The following is a 22110-nucleotide window of genomic DNA, read 5'->3' on the forward strand; positions in this document are numbered from 1 at the left end:
ACCTAGTGCTGCAAAATCTGGCTGAGGAATTTCCTGCATCGCTCGGATTCAGGATTGGTGAAGAAATGTTCGGGCTTGCCCTGTTCCACAATCTCACCGGCATCCATGAAAATCATTTTGTCGGCCACCTTGCGGGCAAATCCCATCTCGTGGGTGACAACCACCATGGTCATCCCCTCCTGCGCGAGGTCGACCATCACCTCCAACACCTCGGAAATCATCTCGGGGTCCAACGCAGAGGTGGGTTCGTCAAAAAGCAATACACGCGGCTCCATACATAATGATCGAGCAATGGCGACCCGCTGCTGTTGCCCGCCCGACAGTTGGATCGGGCGTTTGTCGGCCTGATCGGGAATATGAACGCGTTCTAGGTAATGGCGCGCCCGATCCTCGGCTTCTTTACGGCTAAGACCGCGCGCCTTGATCGGGCCAAGCGTTAGGTTATCCAACACCGTCAGATGTGGGAACAGGTTGAATTGCTGGAACACCATTCCGACCTCTGACCGGATGGTAGCTGCTGATTTCGGGTCGTCCGTCAGTTCGATCCCGTCAACGCGAATAGTACCCTTCTGGTGCTTTTCCAACTGATTGATACAGCGCACTACTGTCGACTTCCCCGAGCCAGAGGGGCCGCAGATGACGACCTTTTCCCCGCTATCAACCGTCATGTTAATGTCTTTGAGCACATGAAACGTGTCATACCACTTGTTCACATTAACAAGCTCGATTGCGGTGTCTGGCATTGGCTGGACTGCCCTTATTTTATTCTCAGTGGAATATTTTCTTGAGGTTATCTTCGTCTTTGCGGTTAAATCAACAGACAATACGGCAGCAAGCCCCAACCGCCACCAACTGGAGAGACAGATGAAAACGTTTTTGAAAGCCGCGGCCGCTGCGGCATTTGGTCTTATATTGTCAGGCACAGCACAGGCACAGTCAGCCTTGAACGAAGTGCTGGATTCGGGCGTCCTGAAGGTGGGCACGACGGGCGACTGGAACCCGATGTCACTGCGCGACCCGGCGACCAACAGCTATAAGGGCTATGATATCGACATCATGAACGAGCTGGCCGCCGATCTGGGGGTCGAAGTCGAATACGTGCCGACCGACTGGAAAACATTGGTCAACGGTGTTGTTGCTGGCAAATATCATCTGACCGGGTCGGCCTCGATCTCTCCGCCGCGCATGAAGGTCGCGGGTTTCTCAGACAGCTATATCGCGGTCGAGCTGTTCCCCTATACGACTAAGGACAAGGCCGACAAGTTCGACGGCTACGAGTCGATCAACCAGCCGGGCGTTACTGTCGCCACCACATTGGGCACCACCTTTGAAAAACGCGTGCGCGAGTGGTTCCCGGATGCCGACATCAAGGTGGTCGAGGCCCCGGCCCGCGGCTTTCAAGAAGTCATTGCAGGCCGGGCGGATGTATTCATCACATCGAACATCGAAGGTTCAACGCTGGAACAGAAGTTCCCGGTGGTGCGGGTGAAAAACGCAGGCCCCCGGTCACCGTCTCCGATTGCCATGATCCTGCCGCAGGGCGATCAGGTCTGGATCAACTATGTGAACAACTGGATCGAAGTTAAAAAAGCACAGGGATTCTTCGAACAAAACAAAGAGAAATGGGGCCTGTAACCGGCACTCCCCGAAACGCCCGGCCTTAACGTCGGGCGTTTTCAGTTTACCCCGGTGATAGCTTTCGCCACCACGGTGACAAAGCTTACCTTGTCCGTCTTCAATTCAACCGGGCCATGCGCGGCGTTGGAATCAAAACTCAGACTGTCGCCCGGACGCATGTGATAGGAAGCATCCCCGCAGCCATAGACCATTTCTCCGTCCGTAACGTGGATGAATTCGACACCCTGGTGCTGATAGAGGGGTCGGGTGTCCAAAGGCGCCTCGAGTGTGACACTGAAACTTTCGAAACTTACATGTTTCGCCTCTGCCCGTCCGATCAACTTGTAGCTGTGACCATAACCGCTGCCCAGACGCTGTACCGTTACCCCTTCACCGGCTGCCACAAAGGACGCATCCGACCGATCGACCGTTGCCGCAAAAAAGTTGATGAGCGGCACGCCTATACTACGCGCCAGAGCCTCAAGCGTACCCAACGAAGCCGACACCTGCCCCCGCTCGATTTTCGAGATCATGGCCGTCGACACGCCCGACCGCGCCGACAATTCGGTCAGCGTCAGCTCTGCCAACATCCGGTGCGTTTTCACAGCCGTGCCGACCAGCTGGTCCAGCGAAGGTTTCCGCAATTCGATCACAGATGAATCTTCCATTGGCTCAACCTAGTGCTGTCGTGCAAAAAGGAAAAGCGATACTCCGGGCAAAAAGAGGGTTGGGATGAAGCTGGAAGACATGACCTGGTACGAGGTTGATCGCCGTCTCAGGGATGGGGCCGCCATCATGCTTCCTGCTGGATCCACGGAACAGCACGGTCCGATGGGACGCATTGGCACAGACACCATCTGCGCAAATGCCGTCGCGCAGTCCGCAGCGGACCTATGCGATGCCATAGTCGCACCGCCGCTGGCCTATACGCCAGCACCCTTTAACACCGCCTTTCCTGGAACGATTTCCGTCTCGGCAGAGATATTTCAGGCACTGGCGCACGAAGTAATATCGGGGTGTCTGGCGCAAGGGTTCAAAGGTGTGTTTGTGGTGAACGGACATGGTGCAAACCTGGAACCGCTGAACCAAATAGCGGCATTGTTGCCAGACGGGGCACTTAGGATTCGCAGTTGGTGGGAACCTCCGGGCGTCAATGCGTTGCGCGCAGATCTCTATGGCGATTGGGAAGGGATGCACGCAACACCGTCAGAAGTTGCCATCACGCAAACCCTGTTGGGCACGCTCCCCCCAAACGAAGCCGTTGAACCACCACAACGTCTTACCCCCGAGTACTTGAAAGTCCATGCCGGTGATCGCCACGGCCCCGCCGAACAACATCGCAGCCAGTTCCCTGACGGACGGGTCGGGTCGCATTCAGCGCTTGCGACTCCAGAAGACGGCGCGCGCCTGCTGAAAGCAAGCGCCACCGAAATCGCGGCCGAATTTGTCGAGTTTTTGGAACAATCAAAATCCAAGTAGCGGCCACCAAAATCGTCTGACGAGGCTCTGGTTTTTCTTCAGGTGCCACGCACTGGTGATCAAGTTTCCGAACTTTTTGCGCCCTTGACAACCTCAGGGAAACTGATTGCTTAGATGATTGAAGCTTATCCATGAGGCGCGCCCATGAAACGTGATCTGCCCAACCTTGCCGCGCTCAAGGCCTTTGAGGCAGCCGCGCGGTATGGAAGTTTCAAGCTGGCCAGTCAGGAATTGCGCGTCACCCCGACGGCGGTCAGTCACCATATTCGGCGATTGGAGGACAGTATTGGCGTCCAACTATTCACCCGCAGCACCCGGCAGGTGACCCTGACCGAGAATGGTCAAAAACTCATGCGGGCCTGCGCGGCCGCTTTTGATATCATTGAGGCATCGGCAAGCGAAATCTCTCAAGTCAACGATCGTCCGGTCATTACGATCGCAACCGGTCCGTCTTTTGCCGCCCGCTGGCTGACGCCTCGCCTGACTCAGTTCTGGCAGGACTTTCCGGGCGTTGAATTGCGGCTGAACGGATACACTGGTACCGAGAACCTACCGAACCAACAGTCAGACTTGATGTTTGTCTGGGGTGCCAAAGATTTTGATGATCCCTCGGCTCAGTTGGTTCTGCCTGTCAGAGCAGTGCCAATAGCCAGCCCCGAACTTGTTGCTCAACTAGGCTTGCCGAAATCGCCGTCAGATATCCTGAAATACCCAATGCTTCATTACAAGAGCCGAGAGGAGTGGGATATCTGGCTACAACATGCGGGCGTCAGCGCCCCGACAGAGCGCAGCGGTGCAATCATTGACGATGCAAACGTCGTATTCCGTGGCGCAATAGAGGGCCAGGGCGCCGCCATCGGCTGGACACCAGTCATCGACAACGAGATCATCAATGGGCGCCTGGTCGCGCTGTCGACCCTTTGCGCCCCTCAGAACCGGGGATACCACGTGGTCATCAACAAGAATGCACCACGGAATCCATTGCTGCGTGACATAGTAGAATGGTTCGTTGAGCAGGGGTTGCAGACCTCACCCAGTGTGCTCGGGCAGCGCTTGGAACTATCAAATGAATAGATGATCTTTTTTCATCTATCAGGTCCAAATTTTGCTGTTGTCGGATGGATTGTTATTAGCCTTCAGTACCTGTGAGGCGTCGGATTGTCTGCCCTGATGCTTCACCGGACAGGAGCGTGCCATTGCCTGAACACAAATCTGCAAATGCAAAGCTATCGGCCCGCGCAGGCGCAGTTATGCCAGGCGGCGTCAGCCACGAACTGAGGTTCCGCCACCCGTATCCCAGTTACATTGACCGCGCCCTGGGCGCGGAAAAATGGGATGCCGACGGGAAACGTTATATTGATTTTAAACTCGGCGCGGCCAGCCAGATTCTGGGGCACTCTCACCCCGAGGTCATGGACGCGGTCGCGCAACAACTCACCAAGACCCCGTACACCGGCGATTGCCATCAGCTCGAAATCGAATGGGCGGAATGGATACAACAGCTGGTACCTTCGGCCGACCTTGTGCGGTTTACCGGATCGGGAACGGAAAGCACCATGCTGGCGCTGCGCCTGGGTCGGGCTTTCAGCAATAAAGACAAGGTCTTGCGCATTGATGGGCATTTTCACGGCTGGCACGATCTGTTGTTGAAAGGGGTCAGACCGGGAATTGAAGACCCGCCTTCCTTGGGCGTTCCCAGGGCTATCTCGGACCTGACAGTTGTCGCACCGCCCAGCATCGTGGCCATTGACGCACTGCTAGATGGCGATGAAGAAATCGGCACGATATTTGTCGAAGCTTCAGGGGCCAATTATGGGTCTGTACCGCTCCCTGATGATTTTCTGCGCGGTATCCGCGATCTGGCAACCCGCACAGACCGGGTTTTGATTTTTGATGAAGTAATCACTGGATTTCGCTGGGCACCCGGCGGACGTCAGGCACGCGACGGGGTGACACCGGACATTACCACACTGGCCAAGATTGCCACGGGTGGTCTGCCCGGCGGGGTTGTTTGCGGGCGGCGCGACATCATGGAGTTGCTTGATCCCGGCTTATCATACGATGGGCTGTCGCCTCCGGTCAGCCACAAGGGCACCTTCAACGCCGCTCCTATTGTCGCGGCAGGGGCCACTGCGGCAATGAGGTTGCTGGCGACCGGAAAGGTCCAAAATCAGGCCGACGCGATGGCAAAACGACTGCGCGACGGGATCAATTGCAGCTTTGCAAGGCACCATATCCCTGCGGTCGCCTATGGTGAAAGTTCGACCTGTCACCTGTATTTCGGAGGCACTTCGATTGACGGCCTGAGTGCCGCAGAAATCCGCGCAGCGCCTCCACAACTGGTAAAGGGGCTACGCGACGGCCTTTGGGAGAGGGGCGTCGACTTCATGTCGTTCACATCTTGCGTGACGTCATCCGCACACACCCCGGAACTGATTGATGAGGCACTGGTGATCTTTGACGACACACTGAACGAGTTGATCGAAACAGGGATCATCGCCTCATGAGCGCCCTGCCGCGAACCGCGCGTACCGTCATAATTGGCGGCGGTGTCATCGGCTGTTCCATTGCCTATCACCTTGCCCGGGAAGGCCGAAAAGATATCGTAGTGATCGAAAGATCAAAGCTGACATCAGGGACAACCTGGCACGCAGCTGGCCTTGTCCGCCGTCTACGCCCGTCGGCAACCCTGACCAAACTGATCAATTGGTCTATCGATCTCTATAAGGAGCTTGAAGCCGAGACAGGCCAGCAGACCGGCTGGTACCAGACCGGCTCGCTTTCCATCGCAACGCACGAAGATCGCCTGACAACTTTGAAACGGCAGGTCAGTCTGGGCCGTGCCTTTGGGCTGGAGGCCGAAGTTGTCGACAAAAAGCGGGTCGAGGAGTTGTGGCCGCTTTTGCACACCGAAGACATCATAGGTGCTGTTTACTCACCGGCGGATGGTCGTGTGAACCCTTCTGACGTTACTCTTGCTTTGTCCAAGGGGGCCAAAGCGCGCGGGGTTCGGTTTTTTGAAGATACACGGGTCACGGGCTTTCAGAAAAAGAAAGGGCGTGTCTCAGGTGTCGAGATCTCGGATCATGTCATTGATGCAGATGAGGTTGTCATTGCCTGTGGCCTATGGTCCCCCGAGGTGGCCGCGATGGCAGGGGCCCACATGCCGCTATACGCTTGCGAGCATTTCTACATCCTGACCAAACCGATGCCCGAAATTCAGGCCCTCGGCAAAGGAGCGCACCTGCCCACGCTAAATGATCAGGACGGGTTCCTCTATGGGCGCGACGATGTTGAGGGGCTGTTGGTAGGCAGTTTTGAACCGGGTGCCAAGGGGCTGCCCATGGACCGGTTGCCGCATGATTTCAGCTTTGACCTTCTCGACGAAGATTGGGACCACTTCACCCCCATGATGGAAAACGCACTGTTCCGGATTCCCGCTTTGGAAAAGGCCGAGGTGCGCATGCTGCTGAACGGGCCTGAAAGCTTTACATTGGACAGTCAGTTCATGATGGGAGAAAGCCCCGAGGTGCCGGGCCTGTTTCTGATGGGTGGGATGAACTCGACCGGCATAGCGCTGGCAGGGGGCGCGGGTCAAGCGATGGCCCAGTGGATCATCGCCGGCGAACCGACGATGGAGCTGATCGAGGCCGACATTCGCCGTTTCGGCCCGGAAATGAACGTTCTTGGCGCGCTTGAAGCGCGTATCCCCGAAGTGCTCGGGCGGCACTATGACATCGCCTATCCCGGTCGGTCGATGGAAAGCGCCCGCGGCCAGCGCCGCTCGCCACTGCATTTTGGGCTGCAACGGGCCAACGCCCATTTCGTGTCCCGCGCCGGGTGGGAACGCGCGGAACATTTTGGCGGTGATGCAGCCCATTTCCCGCTGACCTTCGGTATCCCGGCGTGGCGGGACCAGGTTGGAACCGAGGTCGAAGCCTGCCGCAGCGGAGCGGCGATTCTGGACCAATCAGCCTTTGGCAAGATTTGGGTTCAGGGGCCGGATGCCTGCGCCTTTATGAATCGTGTCTGTGCCGCCGAAATGGACGTTCGCCCCGGCCAGATTGTCTATAGCCAGATACTCAACAACAGTGGTGGCATTGAATCTGACACCACTGCTCAGCGCCATGGGCCGAACCAGTATCTGTTAGTCGTCGGTGCCGGAGAGGTGGTGCGCGACTTGATGCGTCTGCGCGATATTAAAGGGGAATACCGGGTTGAAATCACGGATGTGACGTCGGGATACGCGATCATTGGTCTTGCCGGAGCGCAGGCCGCCACGGTGTTGCAAACCGCTTCTGCCGCCACATTGCCAACGATCCCAAAGTTTCATTTTGCACCAGTCGAGGTTGGCTTGGCGCGCGGTTGGGCTGGGCGTCTGTCCTTTACCGGAGAGCAAGGGTTCGAACTCTACATTCCCACCGAAATGGCGATGGCCGCGTACGAGGCCCTGATCGCCGCCGGGGCCAGCCACGCCGGGCTGTTCGCCAGCAGCAGTTTGCGGATTGAAAGCGGCTTTCGCGCATGGGGGCATGAAATGAACCCCGGTGTCACCCCAATTGAAGCCGGGACGGAGTCTTTCATCGGTTGGGACAGTGACTTTGTCGGCAAAGACGCATTGATGGCGGTGCGAGATGAAACCCCTCGCCGCCGCATTGTTTCGATGATCTTCGACGACCCAAACGCGATCCCGCTGCATGATGAACCGATCTGGTATCAGGGGCGAGTGGTCGGCCAGATCACCTCAGCAGCATGGAGTTATCGGTTTGGACGATCCATCGCGCTGGCAATAGTCAACGCACCTCTGGATCAATTGGAAACCAACGGGGTCGTCAACGGGTTCGAGGTTGAAATCGCTTGCGCCCGCTTCACTGCCCGCGCGTCGCTGAAACCCGCCAAAGAGGCATTCGCACATGACTGACGTGACCCGCAGCACCCACGTCGCCATCATCGGCGGAGGGATCATGGGCGTTGCCGCTCAGTTTCAATTGGCCGAGAACGGCTGGACTGACACGATCCTGTTTGAAAAGGCCGAATTGACTAGTGGTTCGACCTGGCATGCAGCGGGTCAGATTGCCCATGCCGTCGGCAGCCGCATCGCTGGGTGGATCAACAAGACATCAATCGAAACCTACAAGCGGGTCGAACAAGAAACCGGTCAAAGCATCGGCTGGCACGAGGTCGGAGGATTTCGCATCGCCACCACGGATGACGAGGTGGATTGGATGAAATCCATAATGGGCGTTGGCAAACTACTGGACCTGCCAATGGATCTGGTGGGGCCGGATGAGGTTGCCCGGCGGAACCCCTTTTATAAGGTCGATGATGTAAAAGCCGCCGTTCAGACTTTTGAAGACGGGCATATCGATCCCTCGGGGGTAACCATGGCGCTTGCCACCGCCTCTCGGGCGCGCGGTGCAAAAATCGAGCGGCGCAATCAGGTCATCGGGGCCAGCCGAAAAGGCAATATGTGGTTGTTGCGGACCGAACAGGGGAACGTGCTGGCCGAGCATGTGGTTATTGCGGCAGGCTCTTACGCCAATCAGGTGGGGGAATGGTTCGCGCTGAAAATTCCTTCCGTCTCCTGTCTGCACCACTATCTGGTCACCGACACGGTTCCCGAGTTTCTGGATCGACCGGAATTGCCCGTCATGCGCGACAATGCCTTTGGTGGCTATATCCGGCAGGAACAGAAATCCGGTTTGATCGGCATTTACGAAGGGCATGTCTGTCCAACGGTCTGGACTATGCCGCAAGGCGCACCGTGGAAAGCCGAGAATGAATTGTTCGAAGCAGATTACGACAGTATAGGCGACTTTCTGATGGTGGCCTTCCGAAAAATGCCCGTTCTGGCGGATCTGGGGATCAAGCGCGTCGTGCGCGGCGCCATCACCCATACGCCGGACGGTGGTATGTTGGTGGGTCCGTCTGGTGCTCCGAACGTGTGGCTTTCCTGTGGCTCGTCCATCGGGCTGGCCTGGGGCGGCGGGGCTGGCAAAGTTCTGGCCGACTGGATGGTTCACGGTGAAACCACGATCAACACGCGCAGCATGGACCCGCGCCGGTACGGTAGTTTCGCAACTGACAACTATATCGTGGAACGCACTAAAGATGAGTTCATGCGCCGCCATGACACCCCCTGCCCCGGGAAACAGTTCGAAAGCCTGCGACCGCTGAACCGGCACCCTTTGTATGATCGGCTGGCGGCCAAAGGTGCTGTGTTTGGCGAGATCGCGGGCTGGGAGCGCCCTCGTTATTTCGGAACGGCGGGAGAGGTTGAACAGATCGGATGGGGGCGTCAACCCTGGCACGACAACGCCAAGCGCGAGGCCCTTGCGACCCGACAATGCGCCGGTTTGATAGACCTGTGCGCCTTTGCCCAGTTTGAGATCACCGGAAAGGACGCAAGCAGGTTGCTGGATCGTCTGTCCGCCAACAAAATTCCACAGCGCGACGGCTCTATCAGCTTGTGCCACCTGCTTACTGGAAAGGGTCGCTTTGAAACCGAGATCACCATCTGGCGCATCCACGAGGGCCGCTACTTCACTGGTTCGGCCATTGCACGGGCTACCCCGGATTTCGACTGGATCAGATCGCATATCCAGCCCGGCGAAGAGGTTCAGGTGGTCAATCTCTCGGACAGATGGGGAATGTTGGCCCTGTCCGGCCCAGCCAGTCGCGACATTCTGGCCAAGGCAACTGATGCCAATCTGTCAAACTCCGGTTTTCGGTGGTTGTCAGGGCAGGAGATCGAGGTTTTCGGTATCCCCTGCTATGCGCTGCGCGTCTCATTTACTGGTGAGATGGGATGGGAACTGCACCTTCCGCTGGACCGGATTGCAGAGCTTTATGACAGGCTGCACAAGGTTGGCGCAGACCATGGGCTAGTCGATCTGGGAAGCTATGCCTTCAACGGTCTGCGCATGGAAAAAGCATATCGTGCGTCCGGTGAACTGACCACCGATGTCGGGTTGTTCGATGTGGGCCTCGACCGCTTTTTCAGCCCCGACGGCCGCGATTTTATCGGCAAGCGTGCCACGATAGCCAATCTCGGCCATGTCGCGTGGGAACTGCTCTACGCCGAAATCCACAGCACCGAAATCGACGTACTTGGCGGTGAACCGGTGCTGCTGAATGGCAAACCCGTCGGCATGACCACGTCCGGTGGGTATGGCTATACCATCGAAAAAAGCCTTGCGTTTCTGTTTGTACGCAAGGGCACGCCGCACACCGGGCTGAGTGTGCAGTTGCTGAATGATGAATCTGCTCTGACCGTACATGACGCTGCGCTGGTTGATCCTGAAAACCTGCGCCCTCGGAGGGGCTGAGATGGCCCCGGCCAAACCAAAGTCCGCACCCGTGACAATGCCGCCCAGACGCGCTCAGGCAGGAGAGAGAAAATGACAAAAATCACTGGCGGCGAAGCTGTGTACCGCGTTCTCAAGGCCAATGGCATTGATACTGTCTTTGGGCTCCTTGGGGGCTCGATGCTCGAGCTGTATGACGCCATGTATAAAAACGGCGGCATCTCATATGTCGGCGCCCGCGACGAACGAGCGGCGGGTCACATGGCCGACGCTTGGGCGCGCATGACCGGCAAACCCAGTGTCGTTCTTGGGGCGCAGGCAGGCCCCGGAGTGGTCAATATCGTTACCGCTGTCGCCGAAGCGCAGCTGGCTTTTTCTCCCTTGGTAGTGATCGCTGGCGCCATCAGCCGCTGCGACCATGCCAAGGATACATTTCAGGAGGTGGATCAAGTTGCGCTGTTTGCACCGATCTCAAAGCGATCGGTCATGGTCAGCGATGCGGCCCGCCTGCCCGCAATTCTGGAGGATGCCATTCGGCTGGCTGCTTCTGGCCGCAAAGGGCCAGTTGTACTCCACGTTCCACGTGATCTGTTTGCTGAAACGGTGGCTGAGAACCACCCCAGCCCGATCAACATCGCCCGGCCCGGCCCAGCTGCGCCAGAAGACATTGATGCCATCGCAGCATTGCTTGATCAGGCACGTCGGCCAGTCATCTTCGCTGGCGGCGGATTAAAATGGAATTGCGGTCGCGACGCGTTGGTGGCCCTTTGCGAAAAGCTGGAAGTGCCAGTTGTCGCCTCAACCGGGCATGCTGATATCATGCCTTACGGCCACCCATGGTTCGCGGGACAATCTGGCCCACGTGGAAACCACGTTGCCAGCCGCTTGACCAGAGAAGCAGACGTAATGATTGTTCTGGGGGCAAGGCTCGGGTTCAACTCAACCTTCCACAGCAATGAATACGTGGGGGCAAATACCCGTATTGCTCATGTTGATCTCGAAGGCTCGACCGTCGGTCGTTATTTCCCCGCTGAAATCGCCGTTCAGGCCGACGCGCGCCAAACCGCAGTGTCGCTGACAAAGGCTTGTCGCAAACCTGACGCAGATGCCTGGCGCAGCGCCTTTCAGCAAGACATGGAACGCCTGCGGACCGAGCGTGCCGATGAGGGACAGATTGACACCCTGCCCATGCACCCACGCCGGGCGCTGGCCGAGCTTCGCGAAGCCCTTCCCTCAGACGCCATCGTAACGCTCGATACAGGCAATACCTGTCTGCAGGCCGCAGACCGTCTGGCGCACTACGACCCCATGTCTCTGATAACCCCTCTGGATTTCGGTTTGGTTGGATTTGGTTTGGCTGCGGCTATTGGCGCAAAAGCAGCGGCACCGGATCGGCCTGTAGTCGCCATCATGGGCGACGGGGCAATCGGTTACACCATGATCGAAATTCAGACTGCGGTGCAGCACGGCCTGCCCATTACCGTCGTTGTTCTGGATAACGAAGCCTGGGGCGCTGAAAAGGCCTATCAGCAGGAATTCTACGGAGGACGCCTATTGGGCGCTGAAATTCAGTCGCCCCGCTTCAACAAATTTGCAGAACTCTGCGGGGGTAAAGGCATCTGGGTTGACGGCCCCGGTGGGCTGGGTCCGGCACTGACCGAAGCAATAGCCAGCAATCAGACCACAATCATCCAGACCAGGATCGACCCCAAGGCGCTCATGACCCTGCGCAAGGATCTGTTCAAACCACCCGAAGAGTGAACCAACGCAATACACGCTCCGGAAAAAGGAAAGGGAATCCGATGGCAAGGTCAAAGACTCGCCGACGCGGCCGCGAGCACAGACTGCAGGTCGCCGCGACCCCGACGACCGATGCCCCTCCGGTCTGGCCGGGACTCAGCGGCGGTAGATTCAGCCCGTTGACCGACACAGAAATTACGCAGATTGACGAGGCCGCGCTTGGCCTGCTTGAAACCCTGGGAATGGCACAAGCTATTCCTTCGATGATTAAAAAGGTCATCGCAGCAGGCGGATCGATGACGGATGAAGGCCGATTGCTGTTTCCGCGCAAGCTTGTGCGCGACGCCATCCGAAACGCGCGGCGTGATGTCGTGCTGTTTGGGCAAGATCCACAAAACGATCTGGACCTCACAGGCGCTCGGGTCCACATGTCCTCGGGCGGTGGAGCACCCGGCGTTTTCGATCTTGAAACCGGGGCCTACCGCGATGGGTCACTGCGAGACCTTTATGATGCGGCCCGGCTGTGTGATGCGATGGAAAACATCCATCATTTCTCGCGCTCTATCGTGGCCCGAGACATTACAGATAACCTATTGATGGATGTGAACACCGCCTATGCCTGCCTTGCGGGTACGTCCAAGCATGTCTCGGTTTCGATCTCAGAACCTGCACACGTGTCCGCGGTGCGGGACTTGTGTTACATGCTCGCGGGCGGAGAAGCCGCCTTTCGTGCCCGTCCGTTCCTGACAGTGATGGTATGTCATGTCGTGCCACCTATGCGGTTTGCAGAAGAATCCTGCGAGGTTCTAGAACTTGCGATTAAGGCCGGCTTTCCGGTTCAACTGATCTCGGCCGGTCAGGCGGGGGCGACCAGTCCGGCAACAATCGCCGGGTCACTAACGCAGGCCATTGCCGAGACGCTGGCCGGGCTGGTTTTCGCACAGTTGGTCGACCCGGACGTCGCTGCGGTTTTTGGGCCAAAGCCCCTGGTTGCCGACCTACGCACCGGGTCGATGTGCGGCGGTGGTGGAGAACAGGCGATCCTGATGGCCGCCGCTGCGCAAATGGGGCGGCACTACAATTTACCCACAACCTCCATTGCCGGGATCACAGATGCCAAAACCCATGACGCGCAATACGGTGCCGAGAAATGCTTGGCGGTTTCCATGGCAGCGCATGCCGGCTCGAACCTGATCACCCAATCCTGCGGCATGCAGGCCAGCCTTTTAGGTGTAAGCCACGCGGCCTATGTGATCGATAACGATATGCTGGGCAATATTCTGCGGACTGTTCGCGGGGTAGAAGTCTCGGCTGAGAATATCGGAGCAGACGTGATCGCAAATGTATGCAACGGGGAAGGCCATTACCTTGGCCATATGCACACGTTTACCAGGATGAAGTCAGACTATTTCTACCCCCATCTGAGCGATCGGCGCGCGCCGCGTGATTGGGAATCAGACGGAGCGCCAACGATCGGAGACACGGCGCGGGAAAAGACCCGTTGCCTACTTGCCGAACACTTCCCCCATCATATCCCTGACAAGCTGGACCAAAAAATCCGAAAGACCTTTGACATTCAGTTGCCCCGCTCAGCGATGCGAAAAACGGTGTGTAAAAAATGAACACGCTGGCCCAACCAAGGGTTGATCGGAACGATGCATGTTTTTAAACAGCGGCTTCAGCCCCGCCGCCCATTTTTGCGGCCATTTTCGCTGAGATTTCCGCAACTTCCTTGTCGATGTAATACAGAGAATGCGGGCCGTCTCCGATCAGTTTGATCCGGTCAATGATACCCTGAAAGGTCTTGATTTCTTCGCGTTGTTCCATGACGAACCATTGAAGGAATTCAAACGTGCTGTGATCATCTGCTGCCTGTGCCGCCTTTACCGCCGCGTTGATACCGTCGGTCACCTTTCTCTCATGATCGAGAATGATCTGAAACATTGCTTGTACCGAATCCGTTTCGACCTTGGGCTCTGGCAGTGCCTGAAACCGGATCGGCCACTCGCTATCGACCAGAAAACCCAACATCTTTTTCATATGAGTCAGCTCTTCGTCGGCATGGGCCAATAGCAGGCCTGCGCATCCTTCAAGATTGCGCTCGACGCACCACGCACCAGCCTGCCAATACAAATGCGCCGCCCGAAGTTCGCCGTTCATCAGATCGTTTACAATGGGTGCTGTGGCGGGGATGGTCATTGGCTTAGTCCTTGATTGAGGCTGGCAGAAACAGGTTTTCTTGTTTTGGAAAAAACTGGCACATTCTGCTTTAACTTACAGAAACTGCTTGGTTTTCCAATGTTGATTATATTTTTGGGGTGAAAGCCAGTTTTATCATGTGATCCAGCACTTCGTTTGCTCACGTACATCCCTAAATCTGCTTGCAAGACAGGACTGCCGTCCACGGATAATCAGGAAATCTGTCGCTTGCGAGCTTTCTGGTCGCAAATGTGATAGTTGGTTGTGCGATGCACGATCATTATTCGATTATGGATTGTCGCTATATTCCCTGCCGAATGGATCGCCGGGCGACCGGTTGTGATCTTGTACCGTTGTACCGGTAATCGCCTGACGGCGTGCCCCGCCTGCACGAATTCGCAAGACTACGGACCCATTCATGACATCCGCTACCCCTTTACGCCTGGCCATAGATATCGGTGGTACCTTTACGGATACCGTGCTGGTTTACGGTGACGAAACAATACTGGCCTCGACCAAGACGCTAACCACCCATCAAAACCCGGCTGAAGGCGCGCTGGAAGGGGCGCTGCGCGTCATGCAGCAATCCGGCCGCGGTTTGCACGAAGTTACAAGCTTCATTCACGGTACGACCTTGGCGACTAACGCGCTGATCGAACGACGCGGTGCCATAGTGACCACGATCTGTACCGAAGGGTTCCGCGATATTCTCGATATCGGATACGAACGACGGTACTCCCAATACGACATCAATCTGGAAAAGCCGGACCTGCTGGTGCCGCGCGAACGCTCGCTGACCATTCGCGAGCGTATGTCGGCCGAGGGCGACGTACTGATTGCGCTGGATGAAACCCAGATCGACAGGTTGTTGGCTAATATAGATGCAAGTGGGGCCGAGGCGGTGGCAATCTGCCTGATGCATGCCTATGCCAACCCCACACACGAACAGAAGTTGCTGGCACTATTGGCCAGACACCGCCCTGAATTGACCGTGTCGATCTCATCCGACGTCAGCCCCGAAGCGCGCGAGTTTGACAGGCTCTGCACCACGGTTGCCAATGCCTACATTCAGCCGCTGATGGAGCGATATTTGACTCGCTTCGTGCAAAAATTCTCCGCCGAGGGCGTATCCTGTCCGATCCTGATGATGACTGCGGGTGGCGGTATGTGTACGGTTGAAACGGCCACGCGGTATCCGATCCGCCTTGTTGAATCCGGTCCGGCGGGCGGAGCCATTTTGGCCGCACGCGTTGCTGCGCGGGCTGGTCTGGACAAGGTCCTGTCGTTTGACGTGGGTGGAACCACCGCCAAACTATGCCTGATCGACAACGCCCGCCCTCAGACCTCGCGCGCGTTTGAAATTGCCCGGGCCGCACGGTTTATCAAAGGCTCTGGCATGCCTGTTCGCATCCCAGTTATAGAAATGATTGAAATTGGCGCTGGCGGAGGGTCCATTGCGAGCGTTGACCGGCTTGGACGTCTGACCGTCGGCCCGAAATCGGCGGGCTCTGAACCCGGCCCAGTGGCCTTCATGCGCGGTGGCTTCGAACCCACGGTGACCGACAGCGACATCACGTTGGGATACATCGTGCCGGATACCTTTGCAGAAGGGCATATTCGGTTGGATCCCGACGAGTCCAAGAACGCGCTAAAGCGTGTGATCGGTGCAAAGCTGGGATTGGATGAAGTTGGTTCAGCGGACGGGGTCAGCCGAATTGTCGACGAAAGCATGGCAAGCGCAGGGCGCATGCATGCGGTGGAAAGCGGCAAGGATCTTGGCCCGCGCACGATGATAGCCTTCGGCGGCAACGGGCCGCTGCATGCCAGCCGCGTGGCGCGGTCTGCAGGCGTTTCTCGGATCGTGATCCCACCTAATCCGGGTGTCGGGTCGGCAGTCGGATTTCTGTTTGCACCGGTCTCATTCGAGATCGTACGCTCTCGCTATTCGCTGCTGAACAGCCTGGATTTGGACGGGGTAAACGCCTTGTTCACGGCGATGATTGGCGAAGCGCAAGAAGTTGTGGCGCAGAGCGCGGGCGACGCCCCAACCCAAACATTTCGAACGGCTTTCATGCGGTACAATGGTCAGGGACATGAAATTGAAATCGCTCTGCCTGACAGGGCATTGACCATCGAAGACATCTTACCCCTGACTTCTGCCTTTGAGGACGAATACCGCAACCAATTTTCGCGGCCCGTACCCGGAATGGAAATTGAAATCCTCAACTGGGCCGTGCGGGTGGCTACGCCTGACGGCACCGCGCCGCCTGTGCCGAAGGCACCAAAGAAAACCGCGTTTGTCCCTGCCGAGACCCGGCCTATTATTTGTGACTTTGATGGCACTGCCAAAGACGCTGCTTTTGTAGCACGCTCTGATCTAAAGCCCGGGGATTACCTGTGCGGTCCGGCGCTGATCCACGAACCTCAGACCACTACGCTCGTTTCAGCCGATTTCTCAGCTCTTATAGATGCACTCGGGAACATTGTTCTGATGCAGGATCAGAAAGGAGAGCGGTCATGACCTTAAACCCCGAACTGTCCCCCGCCCGGCTGCAGGTGATGTGGAACCGCCTTCTGGCACTGGTCGAAGAACAAGGCCAGACCCTGATCCGCGCCGCCTTTTCACCAATCGTTCGTGAATGCGGTGACATTTCCGCAGGTGTCTTTGATGTGAACGGGCGGATGCTGGCGCAAGCAGTGACCGGCACTCCGGGGCATATTAATACCATGGCCGAAGCGGTGTTGCACCTGCGCGGGCGATTTGCCCTTGAGGATATGAAACCCGGCGACATCTACATGACCAATGATCCATGGCTGGCTTCGGGGCACCTGAATGATTTTCTTCTAATGAAGCCCGCCTTCAGGAACAGCGAGGTGGTGGGATTTACTGCGTGCACCTCCCATCTGGTGGATTTGGGAGGGCTGGGCATGGGTCCCGAAGGATCCGATATCTACGACGAAGGGCTGCTGATCCCGCCCTGCAAACTGGTCGAAGCTGGCACACCCAATGCCCTGCTTATGGACATCATCCGCGCCAATTCCCGCGAACCTGTCGCAAATGAGGGCGATATCTATGCCCTTATTGCCTGCTGCGAGGCGGGGGTGAACCGGCTGGTCGCTATGATGGACGAGTTCAGGATTGACGATCTGGATGCGCTTGGCAGTTATATCATCGACACATCGCGCAAGGGCGCGTTGGAGGCAATCGCTGAGGTGCCAGAGGGCGTCTACAAAAACGTCTTGAAAATGGACGGCTATGAAAACGAACTGGAGCTGCACGCGACGCTGACTGTCTCCAAGTCCGGCATGCATGTAGATTTCACCGGCACCTCGGGCTGTTCAAAAAAGGGCATCAACGTGCCTTTGAACTATGCCACGGCGTATACTGTCTTTGCCTTACGCTGTATTGTGGGGCCGGACATTCCAAACAACGCGGGTTCACTGGACCCCTTTACCGTCGACGGACCCAAGGGCTGCATTCTGAACGCGCAGCATCCGGTGCCAGTCGCCATGCGGCATACGCTGGGACAGGTTACGCCAGACCTGGTTCTGGGCTGCCTGCATCAGGCGTTACCCGACCAGGTACCCGCCGAAGGGGCGTCTTGCATGTTCGATCTTCCTATGCGCCACGCCCCGGAAGTGGCGGCCAATGGCGGGCGTGAGTTTGCCATTGAACCGGTGCATAATGGCGGTACGGGCGCGCGACCGCATGCAGATGGCTTGTCGGCCACGGCCTACCCCTCGGGTGTGTTCGGCAGCCAGGTTGAAATCACTGAAAGCGTGGCCCCTGTGATCATGTGGCGGCGGGAGCTTTTGCCGGATTCCGGCGGTGCCGGAAAATATCGCGGCGGTTTGGGGCAGCGGATCGAGATGACCTCATCCAACAACGCGCCTTTCATCGTGTTCCTGTCGGTTGAGCGGCTAAAGTTCCCTGCATTGGGCCGCATGGGCGGACAGCCCGGCGCGCCAGGACGTATTCGGTTCCGGGAAGGAGATGGCGATATCCCCGGCAAAGGAGAGTTGCGCGTCGAAGGCGGAGACTATCTGATTTTCGATACACCCGGCGGAGGCGGGTTCGGTGACCCGACCGAGAGGAACCCGGAGGCTCTGGCGCTGGATATCAAACGCGGTCTGGTTACAGAAAACGGTGCTAATTCCTATGGAGGAACGTCATGATCCGAGCTGTCGATCACGTCCGACAGATGGCCGCGTATGCGCTGGCCGATCTGGGTGATGAAGGGACGGTTTCACTGGCCCAGAACGAAAGCGCGTTTGGTGCCAGCCCGGCGGCTCTTGCTGCGGGGCGGTTGGTGCTGGAACAGATGCCTCTATACCCTGACCCGGATTGGTCTGAGTTGCGCGCGGCGATCGCTGCCACACATGGCGTCGAAACAGACAGCATCCTGTGTGGGGCCGGATCGATGGAATTGATCGGTTGCCTGATCCACGCTTATGCAGGCCCGGGGGATCGCGTATTGGGCACTGATTACGGCTATGCTTATGTCGCGTCGGCAACTGCACAAGTGCGGGCGGATTTTGTGAAAGCGCGCGAGATTGATCTGACCGTCTCGGTCGATGACATTCTGGGCGCGGTCACGCCTGAGACCCGGATTGTCTTTGTCTGCAATCCGGGCAATCCGACTGGCACGTTAATCCCCAATGCCGAGATCATTCGTCTGCGCGATGCCCTGCCCCCGGACGTTTTGCTGGCGGTCGATCAGGCGTATGCCGAGTTTGCCGATAAAGACCAGAACCCCGCGGAAATCTATTCGTTGGTTAACCGCGATGACACCGTGGTCATGCGGACCTTTTCCAAGGCTTATGGGCTTGCGGGTGCGCGTGTCGGCTGGGGTTTGTTTCCACCATCTATTGCAGGTGAAATGCGCAAATTGCTCAACCCCAACAATGTGTCGATCCCCTCTCAGGCGATGGCGGCGGCTGCTATGTTAGATCAGGCGCATATGCGTGAGACTGTGGCTAAAACGATCACCATCCGGAACCGTTTTGCCGAAGAATGCCGGATGCTGGGATTAACGGTTGCACCTAGCCATACTAACTTTGTCCTGATCCGTTTTGCCGATCTGGAAAAGGCGCAAAAGGCAGATGCAGCGCTGCGAAGGGCCGGTCTTTTGATGCGCGGAATGGCTGGGTATGGATTGGCTGATTGCCTACGGGCCACAATCTGCGAAGAGAATATCATGACGCGCTGTCTGACTGTTTTGAAAGAGGTGACCCATGGCCAATGAAACCCGCACGCGCGCGAAAATCGGTGTATTGGTGCCGTTCACCAACACCAATCTCGAAGCCGACATGATGCTGATGCGGTGCCCCGACACGACGGTTCATTTTCAGCGCATGGGCGGCTACGACGTGGATCAAATTCCAGGTTCGGACCAGATGGCCGGTCTGGGGGCTTCGGACATCAGCCATGATCTGAAGATGATATCCGGCGTGCGACCCGATGTCGTTTTGTACGGCTGCACGTCAGCCACTTTGACTCATGGCCCGTCTTTTGATGCAAAGTTGGCACGGGACATCAAGCAGGCTTCGGGGGCTGTGTCGTATACAGCGGCTGGGGCCCTGATAGGCGCAATCAAAGCACTTGGCATATCCAGAGTCGGCTTCTCGTCCCCATACCTTGGCGAAATCAACAGACAGGCAATAGAGTTTTTGGCTCAGAACGGCATTTCAACAGTGAAATGTGCCGAAATCGGACGCGAATTGGGCAATTATGGACAGGGCGAACTGACCCCGGACGAGGTCTATGACCTTGCCTGCCAGGCCGATCATACAGATGCTCAGGCCATTGTACTAAGCTGCACCGATATGCGTGCGGTTGAAGCCATCGATCGTATCGAAGAAACTCTGGACAAGCCGGTGATTACGTCCAATCAGGCTATGATGTTTGCGCTGATGCAAGCCCTTGGCCTACCCCGGCAGAAACACTCACCCGGGCAACTGTTCGACCTACTGTGAAACAGGATCAGCAGCAGCGCTGCCATCTGACGCCTAGGTGTTCAGAGTTTACGCAACTTTCTGAAGGTAAGGCCTGATTATCTCAGACTTGATCCAGGCCCGCATTTTTCGGCGCAACCGGTATTTTTCTCGCAGAGAAAACGCCTCGGTCACCTTTTTTCGCCGAAAATTCAGATCAGACAAAAAACCCCTTCGCGTCGCAGTACGCGGGGGCATCAAATCCGCGATCCTAGCGGCGTGGAAATGCCAAATCTCGCCAAACTCGGCGAGAACTTTCCAGGGCTTGTTGTTGACTACATAGTGAATAACGACGGGTGGATTGGGAAAGCCGGAAGTGGATTTATACGCACTGATTGTAGAATAGACATTGTACTTTGACGGCAGCAATACAGCCTTACCAACACAGGCCATGTTCAACGCAGACTGGTCTTCGTACAAAAGGTTCAGCGATTTATCCAACAGAAGATCGACGCACTTTTGGGAAATATCAAGCTCGTTCCAGACCGGAATGTTCATCACCAGAAGACCCGAGTTAAAGTACTGATCATGAGGCACTCCGATGGATTCCAGTTCGGCTGGATCTGAATCCGGGCAGGGAACCGCAGCCACGGGTTTGCCCTCTAGGTCAATTGTCTCAAACTCACTCAAATCGCCCATAACGACCATGTCGCAATCCATGTAAATGGCCCGCGTACGATCCGGGAAAAGCTCTGGAATCAAGAGACGAAGAAATGCACCGCGCGTCAGATGTGAGCGGCGGACAGGATAGTTATCAAAATGACTGTCACTGACTTCAACCAAATTTACTGGAACGTTGAGTCTTTCGCCCAGTTTCCGAAGTCTGTTCTTGTTGGCCTCACTTATGTTCATCCCGAGAACTGCAAATTCTGTATTTGGGTTGTGAAACGCAGCAGATTCAATCAGCACCAAAACACCTGGTACATAGTTGTCATCGGATCCTGTAACTATAAGCACTTCTTGAAAATCCTCTGATCAAAGCCCGCGCCACGCTTTTTCAAGCCAGTCGATCCTGCCTATGCGTCTGTACCATGTGCCGCCACGACCAGCCAGCACGTCCGACATTTTCGGCGAGCCTGCAAAAATCACTATCCTCGCGTCCGGAGGCAGAACAGGTTCCTGAAAATAGGTCGTCAAACCTCTGCCGACACAGTCGTTCTTGAAACTGACACACAGATGTTTTGGCCAGTATTGTAATTTGCCTTGTCGATCCAAAAGGTCACTTACGCATTGCTGTTCATGCTCGTACAGAGTGAGCATATTATCCATGTCCGTCAGGTAGCGCTGCAGAATTTCAGTATGGCTCCCGATGGCAAAACGAAAAACGGATGTATTTCCGACCATATGCATGAAACGGTCCCGTCTTGGATTCAATTTGCGAAACCATTTTTTTCGGAAAAGATCGTCGTCGCGAATAACAAGAAATTCACCCGGAAGATCGAAGAACACGTCGAGGTCGCCGACGACCACCAGATCCAGATCCAGAAACAGCGTCTGCCCCTTGAGGTCGCCTATTTCTTTCTGAAACAGCAACAGTTTGTTCCAGCGGGTATCTGAACTGCCTTCTGGCAGGTCGATCGTCGGAAGCGGCAGTGCTTCGACTTCCGGCAAAAATCCGCTTGAATCGTCGGTCAGGCAAACAAAACGAAAAGGACGGTCCAGATGACGAGCGACACCACGAAAGAGATTGTTGACGTCCTCTGCGGTATAGAGCTCGCCCCACTTCATGCAGATTACATTGACTGTTTCACTGTTCATCTGTTGGTTCCGTACG

The 22110-nt window shown here is 56.6% G+C and carries 17 protein-coding genes; 12 read left to right on the top strand and 5 right to left on the bottom strand.

From position 1 onward, the window contains the following. Positions 1-2: 2 nt before the first annotated feature. Complete coding sequence (locus tag ACR0IY_RS12970) at positions 3-743, bottom strand: amino acid ABC transporter ATP-binding protein (protein WP_480673903.1); 741 nt, start codon at positions 741-743, stop codon at positions 3-5. 121 nt (positions 744-864) lie between these two features. Here ACR0IY_RS12970 and ACR0IY_RS12975 point away from each other — a divergent pair, with 121 nt between their 5' ends. Further along, positions 865-1635: a transporter substrate-binding domain-containing protein gene (locus ACR0IY_RS12975; RefSeq protein WP_480673905.1), complete on the top strand. Its 771-nt coding sequence runs from the start codon at positions 865-867 to the stop codon at positions 1633-1635. Positions 1636-1676: 41 nt separating this feature from the next. On the opposite strand, the gene ACR0IY_RS12980 is transcribed toward ACR0IY_RS12975, so the two are convergent. Next, positions 1677-2285, bottom strand: a complete 609-nt coding sequence (locus tag ACR0IY_RS12980; RefSeq protein ID WP_480673907.1) for a helix-turn-helix domain-containing protein — start codon at positions 2283-2285, stop codon at positions 1677-1679. 64 nt (positions 2286-2349) lie between these two features. Here ACR0IY_RS12980 and ACR0IY_RS12985 point away from each other — a divergent pair, with 64 nt between their 5' ends. From ACR0IY_RS12985 to ACR0IY_RS13015, 7 genes are all read left to right on the top strand, one after another. Continuing rightward, a complete protein-coding gene (locus ACR0IY_RS12985; protein WP_480673909.1) occupies positions 2350-3096 on the top strand; it encodes a creatininase family protein in 747 nt (248 codons plus the stop codon). A gap of 144 nt (positions 3097-3240) precedes the next feature. Then, positions 3241-4170, top strand: coding sequence for a LysR substrate-binding domain-containing protein (locus ACR0IY_RS12990; RefSeq protein WP_480673910.1), 930 nt, complete (start codon positions 3241-3243; stop codon positions 4168-4170). A 122-nt stretch (positions 4171-4292) separates the two neighbouring features. Continuing rightward, entirely contained in the window at positions 4293-5603 is a 1311-nt protein-coding gene (locus ACR0IY_RS12995; protein ID WP_480673912.1) for an aspartate aminotransferase family protein, read from the top strand. Next, on the top strand, positions 5600-8017 hold the full coding sequence (locus ACR0IY_RS13000; protein WP_480673914.1) for a GcvT family protein: 2418 nt from the start codon (positions 5600-5602) through the stop codon (positions 8015-8017). The genes ACR0IY_RS12995 and ACR0IY_RS13000 overlap by 4 nt, the downstream gene beginning before the upstream one ends. Further along, positions 8010-10424, top strand: a complete 2415-nt coding sequence (locus ACR0IY_RS13005; RefSeq protein WP_480673916.1) for an FAD-dependent oxidoreductase — start codon at positions 8010-8012, stop codon at positions 10422-10424. The genes ACR0IY_RS13000 and ACR0IY_RS13005 overlap by 8 nt, the downstream gene beginning before the upstream one ends. 72 nt (positions 10425-10496) lie before the next feature. After that, positions 10497-12164, top strand: coding sequence for a thiamine pyrophosphate-binding protein (locus ACR0IY_RS13010; RefSeq protein ID WP_480673918.1), 1668 nt, complete (start codon positions 10497-10499; stop codon positions 12162-12164). A 41-nt stretch (positions 12165-12205) separates the two neighbouring features. Then, positions 12206-13765, top strand: a complete 1560-nt coding sequence (locus tag ACR0IY_RS13015) for a trimethylamine methyltransferase family protein (RefSeq protein WP_480673920.1) — start codon at positions 12206-12208, stop codon at positions 13763-13765. A gap of 43 nt (positions 13766-13808) precedes the next feature. Here the strand turns inward: ACR0IY_RS13015 and ACR0IY_RS13020 are convergent, their stop codons facing one another. Then, positions 13809-14342, bottom strand: a complete 534-nt coding sequence (locus tag ACR0IY_RS13020) for a ferritin (RefSeq protein ID WP_480673922.1) — start codon at positions 14340-14342, stop codon at positions 13809-13811. 418 nt (positions 14343-14760) lie between these two features. Here ACR0IY_RS13020 and ACR0IY_RS13025 point away from each other — a divergent pair, with 418 nt between their 5' ends. The 4 genes from ACR0IY_RS13025 to ACR0IY_RS13040 are packed head-to-tail and all read left to right on the top strand — an operon-like array spanning position 14761 to position 20318. Then, positions 14761-16863, top strand: a complete 2103-nt coding sequence (locus tag ACR0IY_RS13025; protein ID WP_480673925.1) for a hydantoinase/oxoprolinase family protein — start codon at positions 14761-14763, stop codon at positions 16861-16863. Beyond that, positions 16860-18518, top strand: coding sequence for a hydantoinase B/oxoprolinase family protein (locus tag ACR0IY_RS13030; RefSeq protein ID WP_480673927.1), 1659 nt, complete (start codon positions 16860-16862; stop codon positions 18516-18518). The genes ACR0IY_RS13025 and ACR0IY_RS13030 overlap by 4 nt, the downstream gene beginning before the upstream one ends. Continuing rightward, the gene (locus ACR0IY_RS13035) at positions 18515-19588 is read left to right on the top strand and encodes a pyridoxal phosphate-dependent aminotransferase (protein WP_480673929.1); all 1074 of its coding nucleotides are present in this window, start codon (positions 18515-18517) and stop codon (positions 19586-19588) included. Before ACR0IY_RS13030 ends, ACR0IY_RS13035 begins: the two co-directional genes overlap by 4 nt. Beyond that, the gene (locus ACR0IY_RS13040) at positions 19578-20318 is read left to right on the top strand and encodes a maleate cis-trans isomerase family protein (RefSeq protein WP_480673931.1); all 741 of its coding nucleotides are present in this window, start codon (positions 19578-19580) and stop codon (positions 20316-20318) included. The genes ACR0IY_RS13035 and ACR0IY_RS13040 overlap by 11 nt, the downstream gene beginning before the upstream one ends. A gap of 48 nt (positions 20319-20366) precedes the next feature. Here ACR0IY_RS13040 and ACR0IY_RS13045 read toward each other — a convergent pair whose 3' ends face one another. Both ACR0IY_RS13045 and ACR0IY_RS13050 read right to left on the bottom strand, forming a co-directional pair. After that, a complete protein-coding gene (locus ACR0IY_RS13045) occupies positions 20367-21293 on the bottom strand; it encodes a glycosyltransferase family 8 protein (RefSeq protein WP_480673933.1) in 927 nt (308 codons plus the stop codon). Between the two features lie 18 nt (positions 21294-21311). Then, the gene (locus ACR0IY_RS13050) at positions 21312-22064 is read right to left on the bottom strand and encodes a hypothetical protein (protein WP_480673935.1); all 753 of its coding nucleotides are present in this window, start codon (positions 22062-22064) and stop codon (positions 21312-21314) included. Positions 22065-22110: the final 46 nt, after the last annotated feature.

The organism is Ruegeria sp. BC1 (genome assembly GCF_056539305.1).